At 44.1% G+C, this 21,415-nt stretch carries 22 protein-coding genes; 9 read left to right on the forward strand and 13 right to left on the reverse strand.

From position 1 onward, the window contains the following. The first annotated feature begins 2 nt into the window (after window positions 1-2). The 7 genes from lptB to mgtE all read left to right on the forward strand — a co-directional run bounded on the left by lptB (window position 3) and on the right by mgtE (window position 5,793). Window positions 3-728 (forward strand): LPS export ABC transporter ATP-binding protein, encoded by a 726-nt coding sequence (lptB, locus tag BZA03_RS07935; protein ID WP_014948343.1) that lies wholly within the window; start codon window positions 3-5, stop codon window positions 726-728. A 73-nt stretch (window positions 729-801) separates the two neighbouring features. Then, on the forward strand, window positions 802-2,283 hold the full coding sequence (locus tag BZA03_RS07940) for an RNA polymerase factor sigma-54 (protein WP_014948342.1): 1,482 nt from the start codon (window positions 802-804) through the stop codon (window positions 2,281-2,283). Between the two features lie 30 nt (window positions 2,284-2,313). Next, window positions 2,314-2,601: a ribosome hibernation promoting factor gene (hpf, locus tag BZA03_RS07945; RefSeq protein ID WP_012517338.1), complete on the forward strand. Its 288-nt coding sequence runs from the start codon at window positions 2,314-2,316 to the stop codon at window positions 2,599-2,601. Window positions 2,602-2,614: 13 nt separating this feature from the next. Further along, window positions 2,615-3,058, forward strand: coding sequence for a PTS IIA-like nitrogen regulatory protein PtsN (gene ptsN, locus BZA03_RS07950; protein ID WP_014975727.1), 444 nt, complete (start codon window positions 2,615-2,617; stop codon window positions 3,056-3,058). Window positions 3,059-3,142: 84 nt separating this feature from the next. Beyond that, the gene (gene rapZ / locus BZA03_RS07955) at window positions 3,143-3,988 is read left to right on the forward strand and encodes an RNase adapter RapZ (protein WP_014948340.1); all 846 of its coding nucleotides are present in this window, start codon (window positions 3,143-3,145) and stop codon (window positions 3,986-3,988) included. Further along, on the forward strand, window positions 3,988-4,260 hold the full coding sequence (locus BZA03_RS07960; protein ID WP_014948339.1) for an HPr family phosphocarrier protein: 273 nt from the start codon (window positions 3,988-3,990) through the stop codon (window positions 4,258-4,260). The genes rapZ and BZA03_RS07960 overlap by 1 nt, the downstream gene beginning before the upstream one ends. Before the next feature lie 174 nt (window positions 4,261-4,434). Further along, on the forward strand, window positions 4,435-5,793 hold the full coding sequence (mgtE, locus tag BZA03_RS07965; RefSeq protein WP_039219653.1) for a magnesium transporter: 1,359 nt from the start codon (window positions 4,435-4,437) through the stop codon (window positions 5,791-5,793). Between the two features lie 51 nt (window positions 5,794-5,844). Here mgtE and BZA03_RS07970 read toward each other — a convergent pair whose 3' ends face one another. Continuing rightward, entirely contained in the window at window positions 5,845-6,597 is a 753-nt protein-coding gene (locus BZA03_RS07970) for a response regulator transcription factor (protein WP_110288462.1), read from the reverse strand. 222 nt (window positions 6,598-6,819) lie between these two features. Between BZA03_RS07970 and BZA03_RS07975 the strand changes: the two genes are divergently transcribed. Together BZA03_RS07975 and BZA03_RS07980 are read left to right on the forward strand one after the other, a co-directional pair. Continuing rightward, window positions 6,820-7,635, forward strand: a complete 816-nt coding sequence (locus BZA03_RS07975; protein WP_110288463.1) for a spondin domain-containing protein — start codon at window positions 6,820-6,822, stop codon at window positions 7,633-7,635. Window positions 7,636-7,647: 12 nt separating this feature from the next. Then, entirely contained in the window at window positions 7,648-8,496 is an 849-nt protein-coding gene (locus BZA03_RS07980) for a spondin domain-containing protein (protein ID WP_110288464.1), read from the forward strand. A 183-nt stretch (window positions 8,497-8,679) separates the two neighbouring features. On the opposite strand, the gene BZA03_RS07985 is transcribed toward BZA03_RS07980, so the two are convergent. The 12 genes from BZA03_RS07985 to rplM form a co-directional block, all read right to left on the reverse strand. Next, a complete protein-coding gene (locus BZA03_RS07985; protein WP_014948334.1) occupies window positions 8,680-9,153 on the reverse strand; it encodes a ClpXP protease specificity-enhancing factor in 474 nt (157 codons plus the stop codon). Continuing rightward, complete coding sequence (sspA, locus tag BZA03_RS07990; RefSeq protein WP_012517332.1) at window positions 9,150-9,782, reverse strand: stringent starvation protein SspA; 633 nt, start codon at window positions 9,780-9,782, stop codon at window positions 9,150-9,152. Before sspA ends, BZA03_RS07985 begins: the two co-directional genes overlap by 4 nt. Window positions 9,783-9,949: 167 nt before the next feature. Continuing rightward, window positions 9,950-10,684, reverse strand: a complete 735-nt coding sequence (locus tag BZA03_RS07995; protein ID WP_110288465.1) for a cytochrome c1 — start codon at window positions 10,682-10,684, stop codon at window positions 9,950-9,952. Next, window positions 10,681-11,946 (reverse strand): cytochrome bc complex cytochrome b subunit, encoded by a 1,266-nt coding sequence (locus BZA03_RS08000; protein WP_110288466.1) that lies wholly within the window; start codon window positions 11,944-11,946, stop codon window positions 10,681-10,683. Before BZA03_RS08000 ends, BZA03_RS07995 begins: the two co-directional genes overlap by 4 nt. A gap of 5 nt (window positions 11,947-11,951) precedes the next feature. Then, window positions 11,952-12,581, reverse strand: a complete 630-nt coding sequence (gene petA, locus BZA03_RS08005; protein WP_110288467.1) for a ubiquinol-cytochrome c reductase iron-sulfur subunit — start codon at window positions 12,579-12,581, stop codon at window positions 11,952-11,954. Window positions 12,582-12,933: 352 nt separating this feature from the next. After that, a complete protein-coding gene (locus tag BZA03_RS08010) occupies window positions 12,934-14,376 on the reverse strand; it encodes an amidohydrolase (protein WP_110288468.1) in 1,443 nt (480 codons plus the stop codon). Beyond that, complete coding sequence (locus BZA03_RS08015) at window positions 14,369-15,547, reverse strand: M14-type cytosolic carboxypeptidase (RefSeq protein ID WP_075176009.1); 1,179 nt, start codon at window positions 15,545-15,547, stop codon at window positions 14,369-14,371. Before BZA03_RS08015 ends, BZA03_RS08010 begins: the two co-directional genes overlap by 8 nt. Window positions 15,548-15,622: 75 nt before the next feature. Continuing rightward, window positions 15,623-18,742, reverse strand: a complete 3,120-nt coding sequence (locus BZA03_RS08020) for a TonB-dependent receptor (protein ID WP_110288562.1) — start codon at window positions 18,740-18,742, stop codon at window positions 15,623-15,625. Window positions 18,743-18,810: 68 nt separating this feature from the next. After that, a complete protein-coding gene (locus tag BZA03_RS08025) occupies window positions 18,811-19,791 on the reverse strand; it encodes a FecR domain-containing protein (RefSeq protein WP_110288469.1) in 981 nt (326 codons plus the stop codon). Further along, a complete protein-coding gene (locus tag BZA03_RS08030) occupies window positions 19,791-20,357 on the reverse strand; it encodes an RNA polymerase sigma factor (protein ID WP_075176633.1) in 567 nt (188 codons plus the stop codon). Before BZA03_RS08030 ends, BZA03_RS08025 begins: the two co-directional genes overlap by 1 nt. A 130-nt stretch (window positions 20,358-20,487) precedes the next feature. After that, window positions 20,488-20,880 carry a 30S ribosomal protein S9 gene (gene rpsI / locus BZA03_RS08035; RefSeq protein WP_014948330.1) on the reverse strand — a complete coding sequence of 131 codons (393 nt, stop codon included), beginning with the start codon at window positions 20,878-20,880 and terminating at the stop codon, window positions 20,488-20,490. Window positions 20,881-20,892: 12 nt separating this feature from the next. Beyond that, on the reverse strand, window positions 20,893-21,321 hold the full coding sequence (gene rplM, locus BZA03_RS08040; protein ID WP_014948329.1) for a 50S ribosomal protein L13: 429 nt from the start codon (window positions 21,319-21,321) through the stop codon (window positions 20,893-20,895). Window positions 21,322-21,415 lie beyond the last annotated feature (94 nt).

The following is a 21,415-nucleotide window of genomic DNA, read 5'->3' on the forward strand; positions in this document are numbered from 1 at the left end:
CAATGGCAACTTTGAGCGCTAAAAATCTTGCTAAGGCTTACAAGTCAAGACAGGTTGTACGAGATGTAAGCCTGTCTGTCTCAACGGGTCAAATTGTTGGTCTTCTTGGCCCAAATGGCGCTGGTAAGACCACCACATTCTACATGATTGTTGGTTTAGTGAATCTGGATAAAGGTAAGATTGAAATCGACGACAATGAGCTAACTCATCAGCCCATGCACGAGCGTGCACGCCGCGGAATTGGCTACCTACCGCAGGAAGCCTCTATTTTCAGAAAGCTCACCGTGCATGAAAATATCATGGCCATTTTGCAAACCCGTAAAGATTTAAATTCACAACAGCAAGAAGAAGAAGCAGATGCGCTACTTGATGAATTTAATATTAACCATATACGTAATAGTACGGGGATGAGTTTGTCAGGGGGCGAACGCCGTCGCGTTGAGATTGCCCGCGCTCTGGCAGCAAAACCGCAATTTATTTTGTTAGACGAACCATTTGCTGGTGTTGATCCAATATCAGTTAATGATATAAAGAAGATAATACAACATCTTCGCGATAGGGGGATTGGAATCCTTATCACGGACCATAACGTACGAGAGACATTGGATGTTTGTGAAAAGGCGTACATTGTGAGTCATGGCGAGCTTATTGCGCAAGGAACGGCGGAACAGGTTTTAAGTAATCAAAAAGTAAGGGATGTATACCTAGGCGAACAATTCAGGCTATAGTTAATGTAACCGAATTGTCATTTTTCAGTTTCGCTCTGGTATATTCAATTTAGAGCATTTAAATAAGACGTAGATGAAACCATCTTTACAGCTAAAATTTAGCCAACAACTTACCATGACACCACAGCTTCAGCAGGCCATTAAACTGCTGCAGCTTTCTACACTTGATCTTCAACAAGAGATCCAAGAAGCGCTCGATTCTAATCCGCTATTAGAAGTTGAAGAAGGTAACGACGAGCCGCAACTAGAAAAGAACAATATCGACAACGATGACAGCGGCTCTGAGGCCACTGCTTCTGCATCTAGTGACACATTAGAAGCCGGCGATGCACTTGAGAAAAACGATCTTCCCGATGAGCTGCCAATCGACAGCACATGGGACGAATACTATTCTGCTTCATCTTCTCCAGCTCCAGGTCCATCCAATGACGACGAGCAAATCTTCCAAGGTGAGACTACTGAAGATATTCAAGAGCACCTTCTTTGGCAAATGCGCCTTACCCATTTCTCGGATACCGATCGCGCAATCGCTACAGCAATCATCGACTCTATTGACGAGTCAGGTTATTTAACCGTTACCCTTGACGATATTTTAGAAGCGGTTAACGATGATGATATGGAAGAGCCGATTGAAATGGACGAAATAGAATGTGTGCTTAAGCGCATTCAGATGTTCGACCCTATTGGTTCTGGCTCTCGCTCTCCACAAGAATGTTTGATGGTGCAATTGCGCCAGTTTTCAGAAGACACACCGTGGCTTGCTGAAGCAAAGCAACTGATTGAAGAGTACTCTGACTTACTGAGCAGCAAAGACTATCGTACGCTTATGCGTAAAAGCCGATTGAAAGAAGATCAGCTACGCGAGGCAATGCGTTTACTGCAAACCTTGAATCCTCGCCCAGGTAGTGCTTTAGTTACTAAAGAGCCTGAGTACGTTATTCCTGATGTCTCAGTAACCAAGAAAAATGGCCGTTGGGTGGTTGAGCTGAACCCCGACAGTCTGCCTAAGTTAAGCGTAAATCAACAATACGCTGCAATGAGTCGCCGTGCCAAGAATAGTAGCGATTCACAATTCATCCGCTCACACATGCAAGAGGCTAAGTGGTTCATAAAGAGCCTTGAATCTCGTAACGAAACCTTAATGAAGGTTGCAAACTGCATTGTGCAGCAGCAAATGGGCTTTTTTGAGCACGGCCCGGAAATGATGAAACCAATGGTGCTAAATGATGTCGCAGAAATGGTAGATATGCACGAATCCACTATTTCGCGAGTGACAACGCAAAAGTACATGCATACGCCACGTGGAATCTTCGAATTGAAGTATTTCTTCTCAAGCCACGTTGCAACAGAGTCTGGTGGTGAATGTTCATCTACAGCGATTCGTGCATTGATCAAGAAATTAGTGGCCGCTGAAAAGCCTAGCAAGCCGCTAAGTGATAGCAAGATTGCTTCATTGTTGGCCGAACAAGGCATTAAAGTTGCCCGGCGAACAATAGCAAAGTACCGGGAATCGTTGTCGATCCCGCCGTCGAACCAACGCAAAAGCCTTATTTAATCGGGCTTAATAATATAAGGAAGACGAAATATGCAAATCAACCTTACTGGTCATCATGTCGAAATCACCGACTCTTTGCGTAATTATGTCGATACGAAGTTCAGCAAACTTGAACGTCACTTTGATCACATTTCTAATGTGCATGTCATCCTGAACGTTGAAAAATTAAATCAAAAAGCCGAAGCGACCGTTCATTTAAGTGGCGCTGAAGTATTCGCATCCTCAGAAAATACCGACATGTATGCGGCGATTGACAGCATGGTTGATAAACTCGACCGGCAGGTAATCAAGCATAAGGAAAAACTGAAAAAACATTAGTAGTTAATTAAGCATGGATATACAAGCCATCGTAAGTCTGGACCGCACCGAGTGTGCGGTTCAGTGTAATAGTAAAAAGCGAATTCTTGAGATCATCGCTGATATCGCTGCCAAGCAAAACGAGAACATTGATCAGGCAACGGTACTCAACAGTTTGATGGCTCGAGAGCGTATGGGTAGTACAGGCATTGGCAATGGTATCGCCCTGCCCCACGGACGCCTACCGGGCCTTGAGAAAGTGATTGCCATTGTTGTAACCAGCACTCCAGCAATCGACTTTGACGCCCTTGACGAGAAACCCGTAGACATCTTTTTTGCGCTACTCGTTCCCGAGGAACAGACCGAAGGACACCTTCAAACGCTGGCCACCGTGGCTGGTAAACTAAGCGACAAAGAAACGATTAAAGCAATACGTCGCGCAACGACAAGCGACGATATTCTATCTGCATTAAGTTAAACATTAAGCGCCTATTAACCGTTTAGTAGGCGCCTAATTCAACAACGCGTATGTGATAAAACCAGAGTATTAGGGAGAAAGTAGGTGAAGCTGATAATAATCAGTGGTCGTTCGGGGTCTGGTAAGTCTGTCGCACTTCGCGCATTGGAAGATTTAGGTTATTACTGTGTTGATAATATCCCGGTAAACTTACTTCCCACCTTAACCCATACAGTTGTTGACGAGTACGATCAGGTTGCGGTAAGTATCGATGTGAGAAACTTACCTAAAAATCCTGACGATTTGGTAGAAATTCTAGACTACCTGCCTTCTTCGTGGTCGATGACCATTGTTTACATTGACGCGAGCGATGATGTACTGGTTAAGCGTTTTAGCGAAACACGTCGTCTTCACCCTCTCGCCAAGCTTAATAAATCGCTTTCAGAAGCCATTAAAGCCGAGTCTGCCCTACTTGCTCCTATTGCTGAACGCGCAGATTTATATTTAGACACAGATAAGCTTACCATTCACCAACTGGCTGAGTTAATTCGAGAGCGTATCCTAGGTAAGAAAAGCTCACGCCTTGTGCTTGTGTTTGAGTCGTTTGGCTTTAAGCACGGTATTCCTAAAGATGCGGATTACGTTTTTGATGCCCGCTTTTTACCTAACCCCCACTGGGAGCCCGACCTTAAACACCTGACCGGATTAGACGCACCAGTAGAAGTATTTTTGGGGTCGCAGCCTGTAGTGACCAAGTTCATTTGGCAAATTCAGAATTTAATAACGACATGGCTGCCTCATTTAGAGCGCAATAACAGAAGTTACGTAACCGTAGCAATTGGCTGTACTGGTGGCCAACACCGTTCGGTTTATATCGCACAGACCCTGTCGAAAACCTTCAGTGAAATACACCCTGATGTACAAATTCGCCATAGAGAGCTGAATCAGTAATGACTATTCAAAAAACGCTAACTATCGTCAATAAGTTAGGGTTGCATGCAAGAGCGGCGACCCAACTGGTTAAACTGGCGAATCAATTCGACGCTAAAATCATCTTAAAAAAAGGCGATAAGGAAGCAGACGCAAGCAGTGTATTGGGATTAATGATGCTTGAAAGCCATCAAGGTGAACAGGTAGATGTAATTGTGGACGGCAGTGATGCTGTTGATGCACTTGCAGCTATTGAAGAACTTATTGAGGGAAGATTTAACGAAGACGAATAGTCTTATTTGCCCAATCCATTGACCAATAAATCAACACTTAGCGCAGTTATCTTAAAATCCTGCGCAAAACCTACGCAATTATCATGACAGACTCATCATAATTGCGATATTCTACGCCCACTCAGGCTCTATGGCCTGCATTGTTCATCTTTTAGCTTGTAGGAATAACGCCTTATGGCAGAAGCGCTTGTTTCTAAATACGTACAAACTCAGTTACGCGCACTCAACGCTGCGTTGACCAACGGTCAATTCGTATCTGTACGTAAGCTTCTGCTTGAATTACCACCTTCAGACGTCGCCCACATTCTTGAATCTAGCCCTAGCAGAACCCGTGACGAATTATGGGAGCTCATTGATGGTGACTTTCACGGCGACATTTTAGAAGAACTTTCTGACGATGTTCGAAACGGTATCATTACAAAGATGCTTCCCGCTAATGTGGTTGACGCACTTGAAGAGATGGATACCGATGACTTAGCAGAGACGCTAAGCAGTCTTCCAGAGCCAGTACTGGCCGATATTCTAGATTCGATGGATGCACAAGATCGCGTGCGCGCAGAGCAAGCGCTGTCTTACGGTGAAGAAACCGCTGGTTTCATCATGAACACCGACACCATCACATTACGCCCTGATGTGACCATTGACGTGGTTTTGCGCTATATCCGTTTAAAAGGCGAGCTGCCAGAGAATACGGATACGTTTTACGTAGTAAATCGAACTGACAACCTTGTTGGTATTGTTCCAGTTACCCGTTTACTCACCGCAGATACCGACGATAGAGTGTCTGACGTTATGGACGAGGAATCTGAAGCGATTCCTGTGAATATGCCCGACGATGAAGTGGCAAGCCTGTTCGAGCGATACAATTGGCTTTCAGCACCTGTTGTAGATGAAAACCATCGCTTAGTGGGGCGAATTACCATTGACGACGTGGTTGACATTATTCGTGAAGACGCCGAGCACTCGATGATGAGTATGGCGGGTCTTGATGACGACGAAGATACCTTTGCTCCGGTTATGCAAAGTACTAAACGCCGCTCCGTGTGGCTGGCCGTTAACTTGGTCACTGCGCTGATGGCTGCTATGGTGAGTGATTTATTTGAAGCAACGCTCAGCCAACTAGCTGTGTTAGCTATTTTAAATACCATCGTGCCGAGTATGGGAGGCGTGGCTGGTAACCAAACGCTGACCCTGGTTATTCGCGGTATGGCACTAGGCCATGTAAATGCCAGTAACTCACGATGGCTTATCAGTAAAGAGATATCCATCGGCTTTTTAAACGGTGCTATTTGGGCGGTGCTTATTGCCTCTGTCATCGCGTTATGGAAACAAGATTACATGCTGGGCGTAATTATTGCCTTTGCCATGATGGTAAACATGATTGCGGCTGCTTTAGCGGGTGCAACCTTACCTATGATCATGAAGCGTCTTAAGATAGACCCTGCGCTAGCTGGCAGCGTTATCTTAACTACGATAACCGATGTAGTGGGTATTTTTGCTTTCTTAGGTACTGCGACGCTGTTTCTAATTTAAGTTAATTCTGAACTCTCATGCCTGATAGGGCATGGGTAAGCTAAAAAATACTCATGCAATAAGCGCTTTCGCTATGTATCCATTGACGTTCAGCTTGTAACCCACACCCCAGACGGTTTCTACTAGCTGTCCACCATTTTCAATACTGTTGATTTTATCAAGCTTAGTGCGTAACCGATTTATATGGGTACTCACCGTGTGCTCGTAGCCTTCGTGGTTATAGCCCCACACCTCACTGAGCAATTGATTGCGAGAAAAAACTTGGTTTGGATGACGACAAAAATAATCCAGTAGCGCAAACTCCCTAGCCGTTAGCGTTAGCACTTGGCCATTTAAGGTTACGCTATGAAATCGCTGGTCGACTTTAAGGGGTCCTATTTCGATGCGCTCTTCACTACCTTGAGATGGTCTTACATGTTCTTGGCTAGGCATACTCCTACGCATATGGGAGCGAATACGGGCAGTAAACATGCGTGCATCAAATGGCCCTGATAGATAATCATCTACGCCTACTTCATAGTAGTTTGCTTCATCTACCTCTTCGTCGGCCACATCGTCTGCCATCGCGTCACTTTCCACCGCCATCACCCAACTTTCTGGGTTCGTCTCAACAAGGCCTTTTATACGATTAAGGCAGATAATATCTCTATGCGACTCAACAATAATAAGCGAATAATGTTGCGCCTTAAGCAAAGACTCTGCGGATTGAAAATTAGAAACTGCGTCGTAAAGAAAGCTATGCTTACTTAAGCATTGCGATATGTTCTGTTGAAACATATTTCCACTGTAGATGATAAGGATCATATCTCGCTCCTAATTCGCCAATAAAAAACAAGACCAGTGCGTTCGTGGTTTTCTTTCACAGTGATTACAATTTTTTTATAAAAAATATAAATTCAGAATTTATAACAGCACTGTTATTTATTGAGACGAATCTGTGTGCGTTTTGTGAAAGTTCTGTGATGAATTGGACATTTTACTGCCCTAAATTTTTATGCGATTTAAGCCATAAATAAGGACAATAAAATGAAATTCACTAAACTTGCTAGCGCAACGCTTTTGTCGCTAGCAGCAGTATCAGTAAGCCAAGCTGTCACTTTAGACATTGAAATTACCAACCTGACTCAGGCGCAGAGTTTTACGCCGCGCTTAGTCATAGCTCACGATGACACCGTCGATGCCTTTGAAGTTGGGCAACCTGCGTCATCAGCTCTAGCGTGGTTAGCTGAAGCGGGTGTTATTGACGACGAACAAAATGCTGATTCAAGCGGCGCAAACTTTGAAGCGTTACTCGGCCCTGTTGATACCGACAATGGTTCAAATACGTGGCACCGTTTTGGCGGACTTCTCGCGCCGAAAGCTACGTTAAGCTATCCCTTCGATACTATGGACAAGCCATATCTTTCGCTACTTTCCATGCTAATACCTACTAACGACGCTTTTGTTGGTATGGACAGTATTGAAATTCCAACCGAGCCGGGTACCTACACTTATTACCTTAATGCATACGATGCCGGTACTGAGCTTAACGATGAACTAAATAGTGCCCGTACAGATGTTGTTGAAGCTGGAACCGGAAATGCGCTGGGTGGATATGGCGTACCGGGTGTTGCCGGTGGCGGCGCTCCAACTCGTATTGTTGATTTGGGTACAGGTGGCACGGGTGTGGGTGCACAAATCGTTAATGGCGAAATTGAAGATGGTGAAGATGGCCCAGTACACATCCACCGCAATGCGCTTGGTGATACTGATAGCGCCGCTGGTGCAAGTGATCTGGACTCTACCGTACACCGTTGGTTGAACCCAGTAGCACGTATAGTTATTACTGTTCCTGCATCTTAAGGAGCCAATACGATGAATAATCCAATAATTAAACTCAGTACATTATTGATGCTTTCAGCGCTTCTTGCTGCCTGCGGCGACGATGGTGATACAGGCCCTCAAGGACCAGCGGGTCCGCAGGGGGAAGCAGGTACTGACGGACAAGATGGTACGGATGGCCAGGACGGTTCGGACGGACAAGACGGTATTAATGGTAATTCAGCGGTTTATACCGTACAAATTACCAACTTAACCTACTCTCAGCCCTTTGCACCTGCCGCCGTCATATTGCATGAGTCAGGCTTCCATTCATTTAATGAAAGCGAGCCAGCCAGCATGGGCATTGAAATAATGGCTGAAGGCGGTGACCCGTCTATGGTCATTACTGAAGCCATGGACTCCACGGACTTTTTGGATGCGCAAAACTCTGGGGGCATATTGGGTCCTCGCTCAATGGGCGCAGAACTAACTCTTGTGGTTCCAGAACTCGATGCTGACGACCTTCGCCTTACGGTAACGACCATGCTGGTCAACACCAACGACGCATTCACCGGCTTAAACGCTGCGAATGTAAGCAACATGGCGGTTGGTGATATAAAAACGTTCATGACAGTGACTTGGGATGCGGGTACAGAAGCAAACACAGAAACCGCAGCTACTATGCCAGGCCCTGCCGCTAGTGCAGCGGGTGGCGGCGGAGAAGCTGCGGGCTATGATGTGGTGAGGGATGATCTTGCCGATGCAGTAAGACTTCACCAAGGTGTAGTCACTAGTGCAAACGCTGACGATCCAAGCCGTGAGGGCCTGTCTACATCGGTACTAACCGAGGCCCATCGCTTTGATTTCCCAACGAGCCGCGTGGTGATAACCCGAACCCGTTAAATGGTCAAACACAGTACACGTGAAAGCGCCCTATTACGCAGGTAATGGGGTGTTTTTACTTTTGTGCGAAGGGGAAACGGAGATAAAACTTAACGGGAATAAGAAAGATAAGCGCTGGCTTTGCTGAGTAGATAAACTTCACAAAACCAGGCTAATACGTTATTTGATAAGCTATTTAATAAGCTACTTAATAACTTTGAGGGTAGGCTTACCCTTCTTAGGTGGAACAGGTGCGTCTTTCACGTCGCTTGCATCAGCATCTTCCAGCGACGTCGGGCCGCTAGGTTGAGAAACATCTTCAGATGTTTCTGGACGCTCTTGCTGCGCACGAGCCACATCTTCTTCAGTGGCGAATACTGTACCTGCACCATTTTCTCTTGCGTAAATAGCCATTACCGCTTCACAAGGCATACTTAATCTTCTAGGTTGCCCAGAGAAGCGCGCTTGAAACGATAAGCCATCTAAATCAAGAGAAAAGTTAACACACGCACTAGGTGATACGTTTAAAACGATCTGGCCGTCTTTAACGAATTCCTGCGGCACTTCAACCAACTCGTTGGTTGCATCTACCACAATGTACGGCGTTAAGTCGTTATCAACAATCCACTCATAAAAAGCCCTAAGCAAATAGGGCTGGTTTGACGTCATAGATGTCATAGCGGGTTGTGGATCTCACGCTCTTGGTCAGTCAAAGACGCTTTAAATGAACTACGAGAGAAAATACGGTTCATGTAAGCGTTAATTTCTTTGCTGCCAGCACCGTTTAGTTCAATACCTAGTGCAGGTAAACGCCATAATAGCGGAGCAAGGTAGCAATCAACTAAGCTGAACTCTTCGCTCATAAAGTAAGGCATTTCACCAAATACAGGCGCAAGAGATAGCAAAGCTTCACGCAGCTCATTACGTGCTGCTTCTACATCACCTTCGCCACGGAAAATACGGGCAGCAAGCGAGTACCAGTCTTGCTCGATGCGGTGCATCATAAGGCGGCTCTGACCACGTGATACTGGGTAAACCGGCATAAGTGGTGGATGAGGGAAACGCTCATCAAGGTATTCCATGATGATGTGCGACTTGTAAAGTACAAGCTCGCGATCAACTAGAGTTGGAACAGTACCGTAAGGGTTAAGCTCCAACAGATCTTCAGACAAGTTGCTAGGATCTGTGTAGCTGATTTCAACACCCACACCTTTTTCTGCCAACACAATACGCACCTGGTGGCTATAAATATCAATTGTGTCAGAGAACAACGTCATAATAGAACGTTTATTCGCGGCTACGGCCATTCAATTTCCTCCGTCGAGAAACAAGTTTACGCTTACAAACGGTAAGCTTATTACGTTAACTCGTGCTACCTGAAGACCCTATTTACTAGGATTTTCAGATAGCACGAGTAAATACCAAAAAAGGGGGCGAGAAGCCCCCTTTTCATATTATACATAAATCTGTGCGATTAGTGCACTTCTCGCCAGTATTCTTTCTTCAGTAAGTAAACAAATACAAACAATACTGCGATAAAGATAAGTACCCACTTACCGATTTTGTGAGATTCAAGTTTAGAAGGCTCACCTGTGTACTCTAGGAAGTTCACGATATCGGCAACAGCTTGGTCGTACTCGTCAGGAGACATTGCGCCAGTACCATCTGACTTAATGCCTACATAACGCTTAACCATCTCTCCATCAACCATTTGCTCTTCATAAGTACGTGTTGGCGTACCTTGAAGTGGTTGAAGTACGTGTGGCATACCTACTTCTGGGAATACTGTGTTGTTCACACCAAATGGGCGGCTTTCGTCAACATAGAAAGAGCGCAGGTAAGTGTAAATCCAGTCTTCGCCACGAACACGAGCCACTAGCGTTAGGTCTGGTGGAGCAGCACCGAACCAGCCAGCAGCGGCTTCTTCTGGCATTGCACGGGTAATGTAGTCAGACACTTTTTCACCCGTGAACTGCAGGTATTCTTGACCTAGTTCGTCAGGAATACCCAAGTCTTGGAATGAACGCTGATAACGCTGGTACTTCATCGAGTGACAGCCTAAGCAGTAGTTCATGAACAACTGTGCACCACGCTGTAAAGACGCCTTATCGGATAAGTCGATAGGCGCTTTATCAAGGTGTACGTTTCCACCTGCCGCAAGCGCTACGCCAGGTAGGAAGAAGGCTAAAAAGCACATCATTTTTTTCATTTAGAAATCCTCTCTGGCACAGGTTTAGTGTTTTCGTTTTTGCTGTACAAGAACAATGCAATGAAGAAACCGAAGTACATTACTGTAGCAACTTGCGACGCAATGATTTTCCAGTTTTCTTGTGGCGTACCACCTAAGTAACCTAGGAAGATAAACACAATTGCAAACACAATAAGGTTTACTTTGTGCAGACCACAGCGATAGCGCCATGACTTAACGCGACCACGGTCTAACCAAGGCAGAGCGAATAGCGCAGCAATTGCACCGAACATAGCTAGTACACCGAACAACTTATCAGGTACCGCTTTCAAAATTGCGTAGAACGGCGTGAAGTACCACACTGGGAAGATATGCTCAGGTGTTTTCAACGGGTTAGCAATTTCAAAGTTAGGATGCTCTAGGAATTTACCGCCCATTTCAGGGGCAAAGAACAACACATAAGTAAATAGCGCTAAGAAAATACAGAATGCCACAAGGTCTTTAAGTACGATGTGTGGGAAGAACGGCAATACGTCATCAGCAATGTCGTACTTGCTTGTGTAGTATTCATGGATTTCATATTTGGTCTTTTCAGACTCAGGTAGTGAACCTTTCTTGTGCTTAATTGCAATACCATCTGGGTTGTTAGAACCCACTTCGTGTAGCGCGATAATGTGAAGGAACACAAGAATAACGATAACTAAAGGCAACGCAATAACATGTAATGCGAAAAAGCGGTTAAGTGTTGCGCCAGAGATAACGTAGTCACCCTGTAGCCAGATAACCAAATCAGGACCAACAACAGGGATAGCGCCAAATAGCGATACGATTACCTGTGCACCCCAGTAAGACATTTGTCCCCAAGGTAGTACATAACCCATGAATGCTTCAGCCATAAGCGCTAGGTAGATAAACATACCAAACACCCACAGAAGCTCACGAGGCTTCTGGTAAGAACCGTAAATCATGCCGCGGAACATGTGTAGATATACCACAATAAAGAACGCTGATGCGCCAGTACTGTGCATGTAACGAATGATCCAACCGTAGTCGATCTCACGCATGATGTATTCAACAGAGGCAAACGCGCCTTCTGAAGATGGAACGAAATTCATGGTCAACCAAATACCAGTAACAATTTGGTTTACCAAAACGATAGTAGCTAGAAAACCGAACACATACCAAAAGTTCATGTTCTTTGGAGCAGGATATTGAAGAGCGTGCATATTCGCAACGCGCATCATTGGGATGCGTTCTTCAATCCAACCTAGGAAAGCATTCATAATAATTAAGCCTCCGCTTCTGAACCGATGATGATGTTATTGTCATCAACGAATTGATATGGCGGTACAACCAGGTTCAACGGTGCAGGAACGTTTTGGAATACACGTCCAGCCATGTCGAATTTCGAACCGTGGCACGGGCAGAAGAATCCATCTGGAACGCCTTCAACCACTTCTTCAAATGCACCGTCTTTAAGATGCTGTGGAGAACAACCCAGGTGAGTACAGATACCAACAAGGATAAGGTACTCTTCCTTCATTGAACGGAAACGGTTTTGAGCAAAGGCAGGCTGCTGCTCAGCTTCAGAGTTAGGATCTTTCAGCTTATCTTCGTGCGTGCCTAATTCTTCAAGAATTTCTGGCGTACGACGTACAATCCACACAGGCTTGCTTCGCCACATCACACGTACTAACTGTCCAGGCTCAATCCCGCTGATATCTACTTCAACGTCAGCACCGGCGGCTTTCGCTTTGGCGCTTGGATTCCAGGACGCAATAAAAGGCACAGCAGCACCAACGACACCTACACCACCAACTACCGACGTGGCAACGGTCAAGAACCGACGACGAGTGTTGTTTTCTGGCTGGTTTTCATTGTGTGCAGACTCTGTTGCATCTACAGATACATTGCTCATCCACATTTCTCCAGGTTTGGATAATTATGATGTGTAACCCAAGCTTATACTGGTTTTATCACGCTTGCGTCATGCATCATATGGCTTGTCATGACAGCGACGTAACAGTAAAAATTTACTGGTTTACGAAGTCACGAAAGTTTTCAAAATTTTCGACCGCAAATGATAAAAGAAAAGCCCTTATAAACACAAGGTTTTACTGATATTTAAGCGATAAATTAATCTAGAGCTTAGATAAAGATTTAGCGAGTGATATGAGTAAAATCAAGAAATTGCCACATATCTGAGCAATTTCTTGATTCAATATTAAAACATTGTTAGCTATAAAAGTGTTTTAATCAGGGTTATTTAATTATTTCCTGTAGTCCAATGCAGGTGCTCTCTGTCCAATCATAGGTATGTAATTTGCGGTTGATGAGCGAGTTTTAAATTCATTTTTAGCATTCTTAAGGTGAACTGGCTCTTTAAGTATAGAAATTGCCGTTTTTGTTAAAACCTCTGCTGCTTGATACATTCCTTTATGGCCTATTTCCATCCCACTCATTGATGACGCTTGCCAAGTATGAGGAGGCGTGCCCTTAACCCATGTCGCAGCAGACAGGCCAACAGTAGGAATCTGCCAACTGACATCCCCAACATCTGTAGACGCAGACCATACTGCTACTTCTGAACTAAACTTCTGTGGAACGCCATGCTTTGAGCTATCAAACTCCATATTACGGGTACTGCTAATTTTTTTACCAAACTCAATTTCGTCTTTGGTGAGTGGTATTTGAGGTGTTTCGGTGAGTAAATCATGCATTAGTGAAGAAAGATAAACGTTTGGAAGCACATTCCAAACACCTCCTGTAACTTCAGACTCTACTCTAGTTTGTGTTCCTAATGCTGCACCTTCGGCAGCTAGCTCAAGTCGCTCCCAAAGCGATAGAACAACATCTGGTTTCGCTGACCTGACGTAGTAGTACACTTCCGCATAATCGGGCACGATATTAGGGGCGGTGCCACCATGTGTAATCACGTAGTGAATTCTAGTCCCGTCTGGAACATGCTCTCGCATTAAGTTTACCATCATGTTCATCGCCTCAACGCCATCTAAGGCAGAGCGCCCTTTTTCAGGTGCCGCTGCAGCGTGTGCAGCTTCTCCGAAGAACCGAAACTTACCACTCTTGTTCGCAAGTGATGATGAAGGAGAAGCAGACGATGAATCGGAAGGGTGCCAATGCAACGCAACATCCACATCTTTAAACTTACCTGCTCTTGCGAGGTATACTTTTCCAGAGCCCCCCTCTTCTGCAGGTGTTCCATAAACTCTCACTGTACCCGTTGCTGAGGAGTTATCTAAGAAGTCTGCAATATTCAAAGCTGCGCCTACTGCACCGCCTGCAAACAAATTATGACCACAAGCATGGCCAGGCTGTACCAGACCGCGTTTCATTACAGGCTCTTTGTGCGTCTTCGCAGCTACTCCCATCCCTGGCAGCGCATCCATTTCAGCTAGCAGAGCAATTATCGGCTTCCCATACCCATACTCCGCTATAAACGCTGTAGGCATGCCAGCAACGCTTTGTGTGACAGAGAAGCCGCGTTTAGATAGTAGTTCTTGCATCAAGCTAGTACTTTTGTCTTCTAAAAAACCAAGTTCAGGTTCACTCCACAAAGCTTGGGCCAACGTTTTCATCTCGCTCTCGTGAGAAAAAGAAACAGTCCCTACATTATGCTTTTTTGCTTCGAATTGTGCGCATAATGCAACGTTAGACAGAAGCATTAATGCGCCAACAAGAAATAGTTTACTCATTATTTTTCGAACCTTCCGTTGCTGTGTGTTTGATGTCAAAACCTTCTGGCGGGACAGAAAGTAAAGCGGGAATGAGAGCATTTGCGGCTTTTCTTGCTACATATCGCGTTTTTTCATTTGGCTCGTTATCCCCTACTTCGTAAGTTACACCATGGACATTGTATGTGTCAGCGATAAATTGCTTAAACACTCCCTTACCTGGTGACGTGCCGGGCTTATCAAGAACTTTGAATATACCTTTTGTTTTTTCTTGTAGCTCTTCTAACCAATCTACCACTAATTCACTAGGCGCTAGCGGCTCAGAGGAAGGAATGGTGTAAAAAACATTTCCGTGGGTAGAGTGAAAGTCCATCCCAAACACAATTTTTCCACCTTTATCTGAAATCGTATCCAAAAATGTCTTTACTGAAGCGGTTTCAGGCTGAGAGAAGTCGTTCCAATCTCGATTAAGATCCTTATGGCCAAGACTATGGCGCCAATGACCATTAGCAACACCATCGGGGTTAATGTTTGGGACCACGAGTACATTAAATCGTGACAAAAATTGCGTTTCGCTAGCTGTTTGTTTTAAGAACTCTTCTAGAAAAGAGAACATTGCTACAGCCCCGGTAACTTCCGGTGGGTGTTGGCGTCCTACGAAAACAACCCATTCGCTATTACTGGGGCGTGAAAGTGTAAAAGCATCTATTACTCTGTTCTCGGTAGACTTGCCAATAGTAAATAGGTCAATATCAAACTCGCTTTGTTTCTCCTTCAACCATTTTTTATATTTCTCGTTTAAAATAGGTGGCTGAGCTGAAACAAAGAGGGGCTGTTTCGAGCTTTCTAAAGCTATAATCATCCCTCTTTTGTCCGTATCAAAAGGTATGGGCGTCCAGTGCTTTTTGTCTCTGCTCATTTTTGGAAGATATCTTGGCGAATAACCATCAAAACTAAGCACTATCTTTAGCTCTAATTCATTTTTTGATGTGACACTAAAATAGTACCAAGGGCTAGGGTTGATGGGTTTGTCTTCAGGTAAAAATGTTAAAACATACTCTCCATTATCGGTGAGTTCACAACTATCTAAACGTCCCCCTTCAAAATCCGCTGCAAATTCAACGTCACTGAAATTACAAGCTGCCACAGGTAAGGACAAGCACGAAAAAGCGAATAATAAAGCTCGAATCATAAATTTCTCCAAAGAAAAGGGCGCTCAGTGAGAACGCCCTTTTTAACTAGTAAGTATGTTTAGAATGAACGCAGGTTAGAACTTATGATTTAGAGTTACATAAGTGTATCTTCCCATTGATGAATGCAACGCACTATTGAAACCGAATGTCTCGTCTGAAAAAGGCGGTTCTTCGTTAGTTAAATTTCGCATACCTAAGGTTATCTTAGTGGTACCAGTAAGAAGTGAATCCTCACTTAATGTAAAACTCAAAAAAGCATCAATCGTCGACCAATCATCTAACACATAAGTAACTAACTCACCTTCACCATTGGTGTAATTCAGACTTGTATCTTCGACATCACTTACGAACCGATACTTCAATCCCGCTCTTACTGCACCTAGTGAATAAGTTAAAGCAAGGTTAGCTCGCCATTTTGGGCGTTCATTTTGCCTTATTAGAGAGCCATCACTCCCGAAAATAGAAACTAGTTCACCCTCATACAAAAGTGCTTCATTCCCTTCGTTTTGAGCTGCAACAACAATATCTGTAACAGAGTCAGAGCCCTGATCAAACTTCTTCAAATTTGCTGCATTTAAGTTGATTGAGAATTTTCCGATATCTGTTTCCAATCTGTAATCAATACTGTAGTCGATACCAGATATTTCTCGGGGGAGGAGGTTTGTATAGTCATTACGAACAAACAATATCTCACCGTTCTCGTCACGCACTACGTTATCGTTTTGGCTTCCTTGAGACCGAAGCAATGCATCGTAGAGAATTTGAGTTTGGCTATTTAAAATCCCTACTGTGTTCTCCTGCTTTATTTCCCACCAATCGAGAGTGAACGTCAAGTTCTCAGTTGGTGTAATGACTACGCCAAACGAATAATTTTCACTTTCTTCGGGACTCAGCGTGTCACTTCCATTTCTTAGCTCTAAAGTACCTCTATTACTTTGAGTGACTGGATCTACTCGCGTATTTGATCTTGCAACATCAACTGCGGTAACTTGCGGTAACCCTGGCGCTTTGAAGCCGCCAGAATACGCACCTCGAAATAGCGCGTTCTCGTTGACTCTCCATGCTAGAGCAAACTTAGGTTTAAAAACGCTCCCTACATCAGAAAAATCTTCATAGCGCCCTGCAACCTGCAAATTTAAGCTCTCAATTAGAGGTAAATCAGCGATTAGTGGAATCGCAAATTCTGCAAAAGCGGATACAACGTTGCGGCTCCCGCTTGCATCCGGCGTAGGACTACTGCCCAGCACCTGACTTGCAATCTCTGTGGATGTTAGGCCTACCAGATCAGTAAAAAACAACGTGCCATTCAAGTCGTCACTACGTTTATCAAAAAAGCTTTCATAGCGATATTCCACTCCTGCGGCAAATCCAACTTCGCCAGCAGGCATAGAAAATAAATCTGGTCTGGAAACTTTGGCATCGATCGAAGCAAGCTCAGTTTCAGATTCGCGCTCAACATTTATCATAAAACTTTCAATTACACTCTGAGGGACATCAGTATCATCTACGGAGTTAGGGTCGCTTAAACTTGCGCCACTAAAAATGTTGTACGCTGTTGATTCATCAGTGCTATTTACTGCTTCTTGAAAAAGGCTCGTGTTAATCCGATTTGCAGAATCAAGTGTGTTCGCTTTTGAGTACAATACTGCTGAATCAAAATCCCAGCTTCCTAAATAGCCTCGTGTACCTGCTAAGAGGCGATAGCTATAATCATCCACTTTTACATTTCTTGGTCCAGTATCTATTGGACGGTATCGACGAACAGTAACCTCTTCTCCAAATGGGTTGTAAAATGCATCAGCAGACACTGTAAACCGTTGAGCTGTTAAATTTCCCGATTGTTCCCGAATACGCTTTGCAGTTGCTGAGTAATAAAGCGCTTCTGCATAGATTTCTACATCATCGTTCAAGTAATGATTGACAAGGGTGTATAAATTTAACCTATCAACTTCTGAACTTAAGCTACGTTGACTATTTGAGTCAAAACGAAGATCTCTAGGTGTGGACCCTGAGGCGGCGCATATATTGTTATTCACCACTGCAGCACATTCACCGAAAGAGGAAGGCTGAATATGAAAGGTTCCCAGTGAGTCTGATGAAAACTCTCCCCAAGGAGTTACCGTCGTGCGGTTATCTAATTGTGTATCTCCGACAAAATCTTCAGGAACTTCTGAGTAATCACGCAAATCTGATGTCGCGGAGTAATCTCGCTCATTAGCCATTACCATATCTCTATGGTAATACCCCCCACTAAAAGTTACATGGGTACTGTTGTCATTGAATAACCACCCAGCTGCACCAGAAAGATTTACCTGGTCTCTACCAGTACCTTGGCTACTCCCGTATTGCGCCTGAACTTCCGCACCGACATACTTTTCATCGAGAACGTAGTTAACAACGCCAGAAATTGCATCTGTACCGTAAATGGCTGCGGCACCGTCTCTTAAGACCTCTACTCGCTTCAAACCTTTAACTGGAAGCGTGTTAGAATTAACGGTTGTTACAGGAACTAAATTTTCAGCTTGGGTGCCTGGATGTAATACAAGACGGCGACCGTTTAATAAAGTAAGAGTGTAGCCCGTCCCTACTCCTCTAAGGTTCACAGATGATACATCGCCACGGGCGTCATTGACGCCACCAACAACTCGCTCGCTATTAAAATTTACAGCGCCTTGTTGGGGTAGTTCGGCAAGAATTTCAGCGCCACTGGTTAAGCCGAGACCATCAATGTCTTCAGAAGACATCGTAGTAACTGGAAGCGCTCCAGTGTCTTGCATTCCACGAATATTAGATCCCGTTACTTGGACTCTCTCAATACTGGCTTCTTGGTTGAGGGGCTCGTTTGGTGACCCATCGCTACTTTGTTTCTTCGCTGGGGTGTTAGGCGAAATGTTTTGAGGTACAACAATAAACGTACTATCGGACGTCTTTTTATAGATGTAATCACTATCTTTAAGCAGTTGCGAAAGCGCATCCTCAACACTCATGTCACCCGATATACCAGAGACAGACGTTCTCTTAATTTTTTCGTCTGAAAACAGTATTTGAATTTCACTCTTTTCTGCCAATAGCAACAATGCATTATCGAGTGTGGTGGCTTCTATGGACAGGCCTTCTATTGTTTTTGCGTTCGCGCCGTTCGATATTGCTAGCGCAATGCAAAGTGCGAGTGTACTTGTTGTTTTTGGCAACATCATGGCTGCTCCTTGTATATTTATTATGCGTCCTTTGATTAATACGCAGCCAGAATTAAAAGCCTCCGCTATTTTTTCACTATTTTTATATTTTTTTCAGTTTCTTCTATTTTTATCGGCAACGTTGCTTCCAACGCTGTCAAAATCGCATCGCCATCTGTTAGTTTGAACACACCGCTAATTTTGAGGTTTGCCGCACTTGCATCAATTGTAATTTTTTTGCTTCTATAACGATTAAAGTTATCAATTACATTTTCTAATTGTTCGTCGTCGAAACGTAAATATCCAGAACGCCAGCTATGCGCTTTTTCAACTTTTTCATCATTTTGCTTTGTAATAAGTGAACTAGACGCTTTAAAAGAAGCGACGGCTCCTGCCTCAAGATAAAGAGGCGCTTGATCGGGTAGGCTTGTGAGCGGATTTTCACTTTCGACAGCAACAATACCTTCAGCTACAGAAATGTCGAATCCGCTCTCAGATAGCTTTATATTGAATTTAGTCCCTACAACTCTAACAATCTTAGAGTTAGTATAAATAAGAAAGGGTCTAGATTTATCTTTAGCAATATCAAAAAAAGCTTCCCCTTTTTCTAGCCATAACTCTCTTCTATTAGGCGTGAAATTGACTTTAACTTCAGTCGCCGTGTTTAAGGTAATTTGAGAACCGTCGGAAAGACCTATATTGCTAACCTCGCCAATTGCGGTTGCGTAGTGCTGAACAAGATTCAATGAATGTTCAAGTACTGTATCTTCCCTTTTCAAAAATAAAAATAAACATGCAGTGACCAAAAATAAACTGGCTGCAATATATCTAAAGTGATAAAAGCGTCTTTCAAGCTTATCTCGCCAACTACTTTTTTGAGGTAATTCAGGAGCAGCTTCCCATATTGCTAATGCTTGTTCGAACGCAGCCTGATTATCATTACTCGCTTCACACCAAGTAGTAATTTCTGTCTCTTCTTTGGCTGTTAGTTCTCCGCTATACAAGCGGGTTACATATTCACTTGCCTGCTGACTGATTAAATTTTGCCTATTTAGCTCAGAACTCATTAGTCTAAAACCTTATTTCTGATTGCAGTCAGCGCCGCTGCTATGTATTTTTCTACTGTGCTAACGGATACACCTAACGTATCACTAATTTCACGATAGGATTTCCCCTCTACACGACATAGTATAAAGGCTGATTTATGGTAAGGGTTGATACCATTTAAAACGTGCTCAATTTCCGAGAGTTTTTCGAATATTCCAGCCTGTTTTTCTGGCCCGTGGTCTTTTTTCCCATGGTCAGCTTCTGAAAAACTTTCATGCGCATCACGTGCTCGAACTTTTGCTCTTCGTTCTCGGTCAATAATCAAGTTGGCAACAACGGTGAAAAGAAAGCTTCGAAAAGTATCTTGTCGCTCTTCTGACTTAGCCGCCAGTCCTTCCATTGAGAATAGCTTTGCGTACATTTCTTGTAAAATGTCTTCGATTTCATGCGTGCTAGCCCGAGCACGAACGCGAATAAATCGACGAAGCGCAGACTCATGCTCTCGCACTAACGCATACAGTGAGGAATTGTCGTCTTGTTCTGAGACCGTTACTGGCGGCTGGGCTTTGAGGTAAACTACTTTCACATTTTCGACATAGTTGAATTTCAATAAGTACTTATACGCAGCTTAAACCAAAACCCTCCATCTTTTCTGCCTTTAGAAAATAAAAAACCCGGCATAAGCCGGGTTTTTGCAAATACAAAAAACGTAAAAATTAACGCTTTGAGAATTGTGGACGCTTACGCGCTTTGTGTAGACCAACTTTCTTACGTTCAACGCGACGTGCGTCACGAGTAACGAAGCCAGCTTTACGAAGTGCTGGACGTAGTGCTTCATCATACTCCATAAGAGCACGAGTAAGACCGTGACGGATTGCACCCGCTTGACCGTTAGAACCACCACCTTTAACAGTGATGTATACGTCAAACTTTTCAGTCATTTCAACAAGTTCAAGTGGCTGACGAACAACCATGCACTCTGTTTCACGACCAAAGTACTCGTCAAGAGCGCGTTGGTTTACTTTAATGCTACCTGTGCCTGGACGTAGGAACACACGAGCAGTAGAACTTTTGCGGCGGCCTGTGCCGTAGTATTGAGTATCTGCCATGTTAATAGCTCCTTAAATGTCCAAAACTTGTGGTTGCTGTGCGGTGTGCTTGTGCTCTGCACCTGCGTAAACTTTCATTTTACGGAACATTGCGCGACCTAGAGGGCCTTTTGGCAACATGCCTTTAACTGCTTTTTCAATAACCATTTCTGGCTTGTGAGCAATTAGTTTTTCAAAGTTTGTCTCTTTAAGACCACCTGGGTAACCAGAGTGCGCATAGTACATTTTGTCTTGCGCTTTACGGCCTGTTACCGCAACTTTCTCAGCATTGATTACTACGATGTAATCACCAGTGTCCACGTGAGGTGTGTACTCTGGCTTGTGCTTACCACGAAGGCGTAGTGCGATTTCAGAAGCCAAACGGCCTAGAGTTTTGTCTGTGGCGTCTACCACATACCAGTCACGTTGTACCGTTTCTGGCTTAGCAACAAAAGTTTTCATTTTCAAATTCACCCGAATAATATCGTCGTTACTGATTTCTGAACACCAGAAATCACCTTAAAATCAACACAATGACCCCTTCGAGCCGGCTGAT

The organism is Alteromonas sp. I10 (assembly GCF_003201515.1).
GTDB classification, from domain to species: Bacteria; Pseudomonadota; Gammaproteobacteria; order Enterobacterales; family Alteromonadaceae; genus Alteromonas; species Alteromonas macleodii.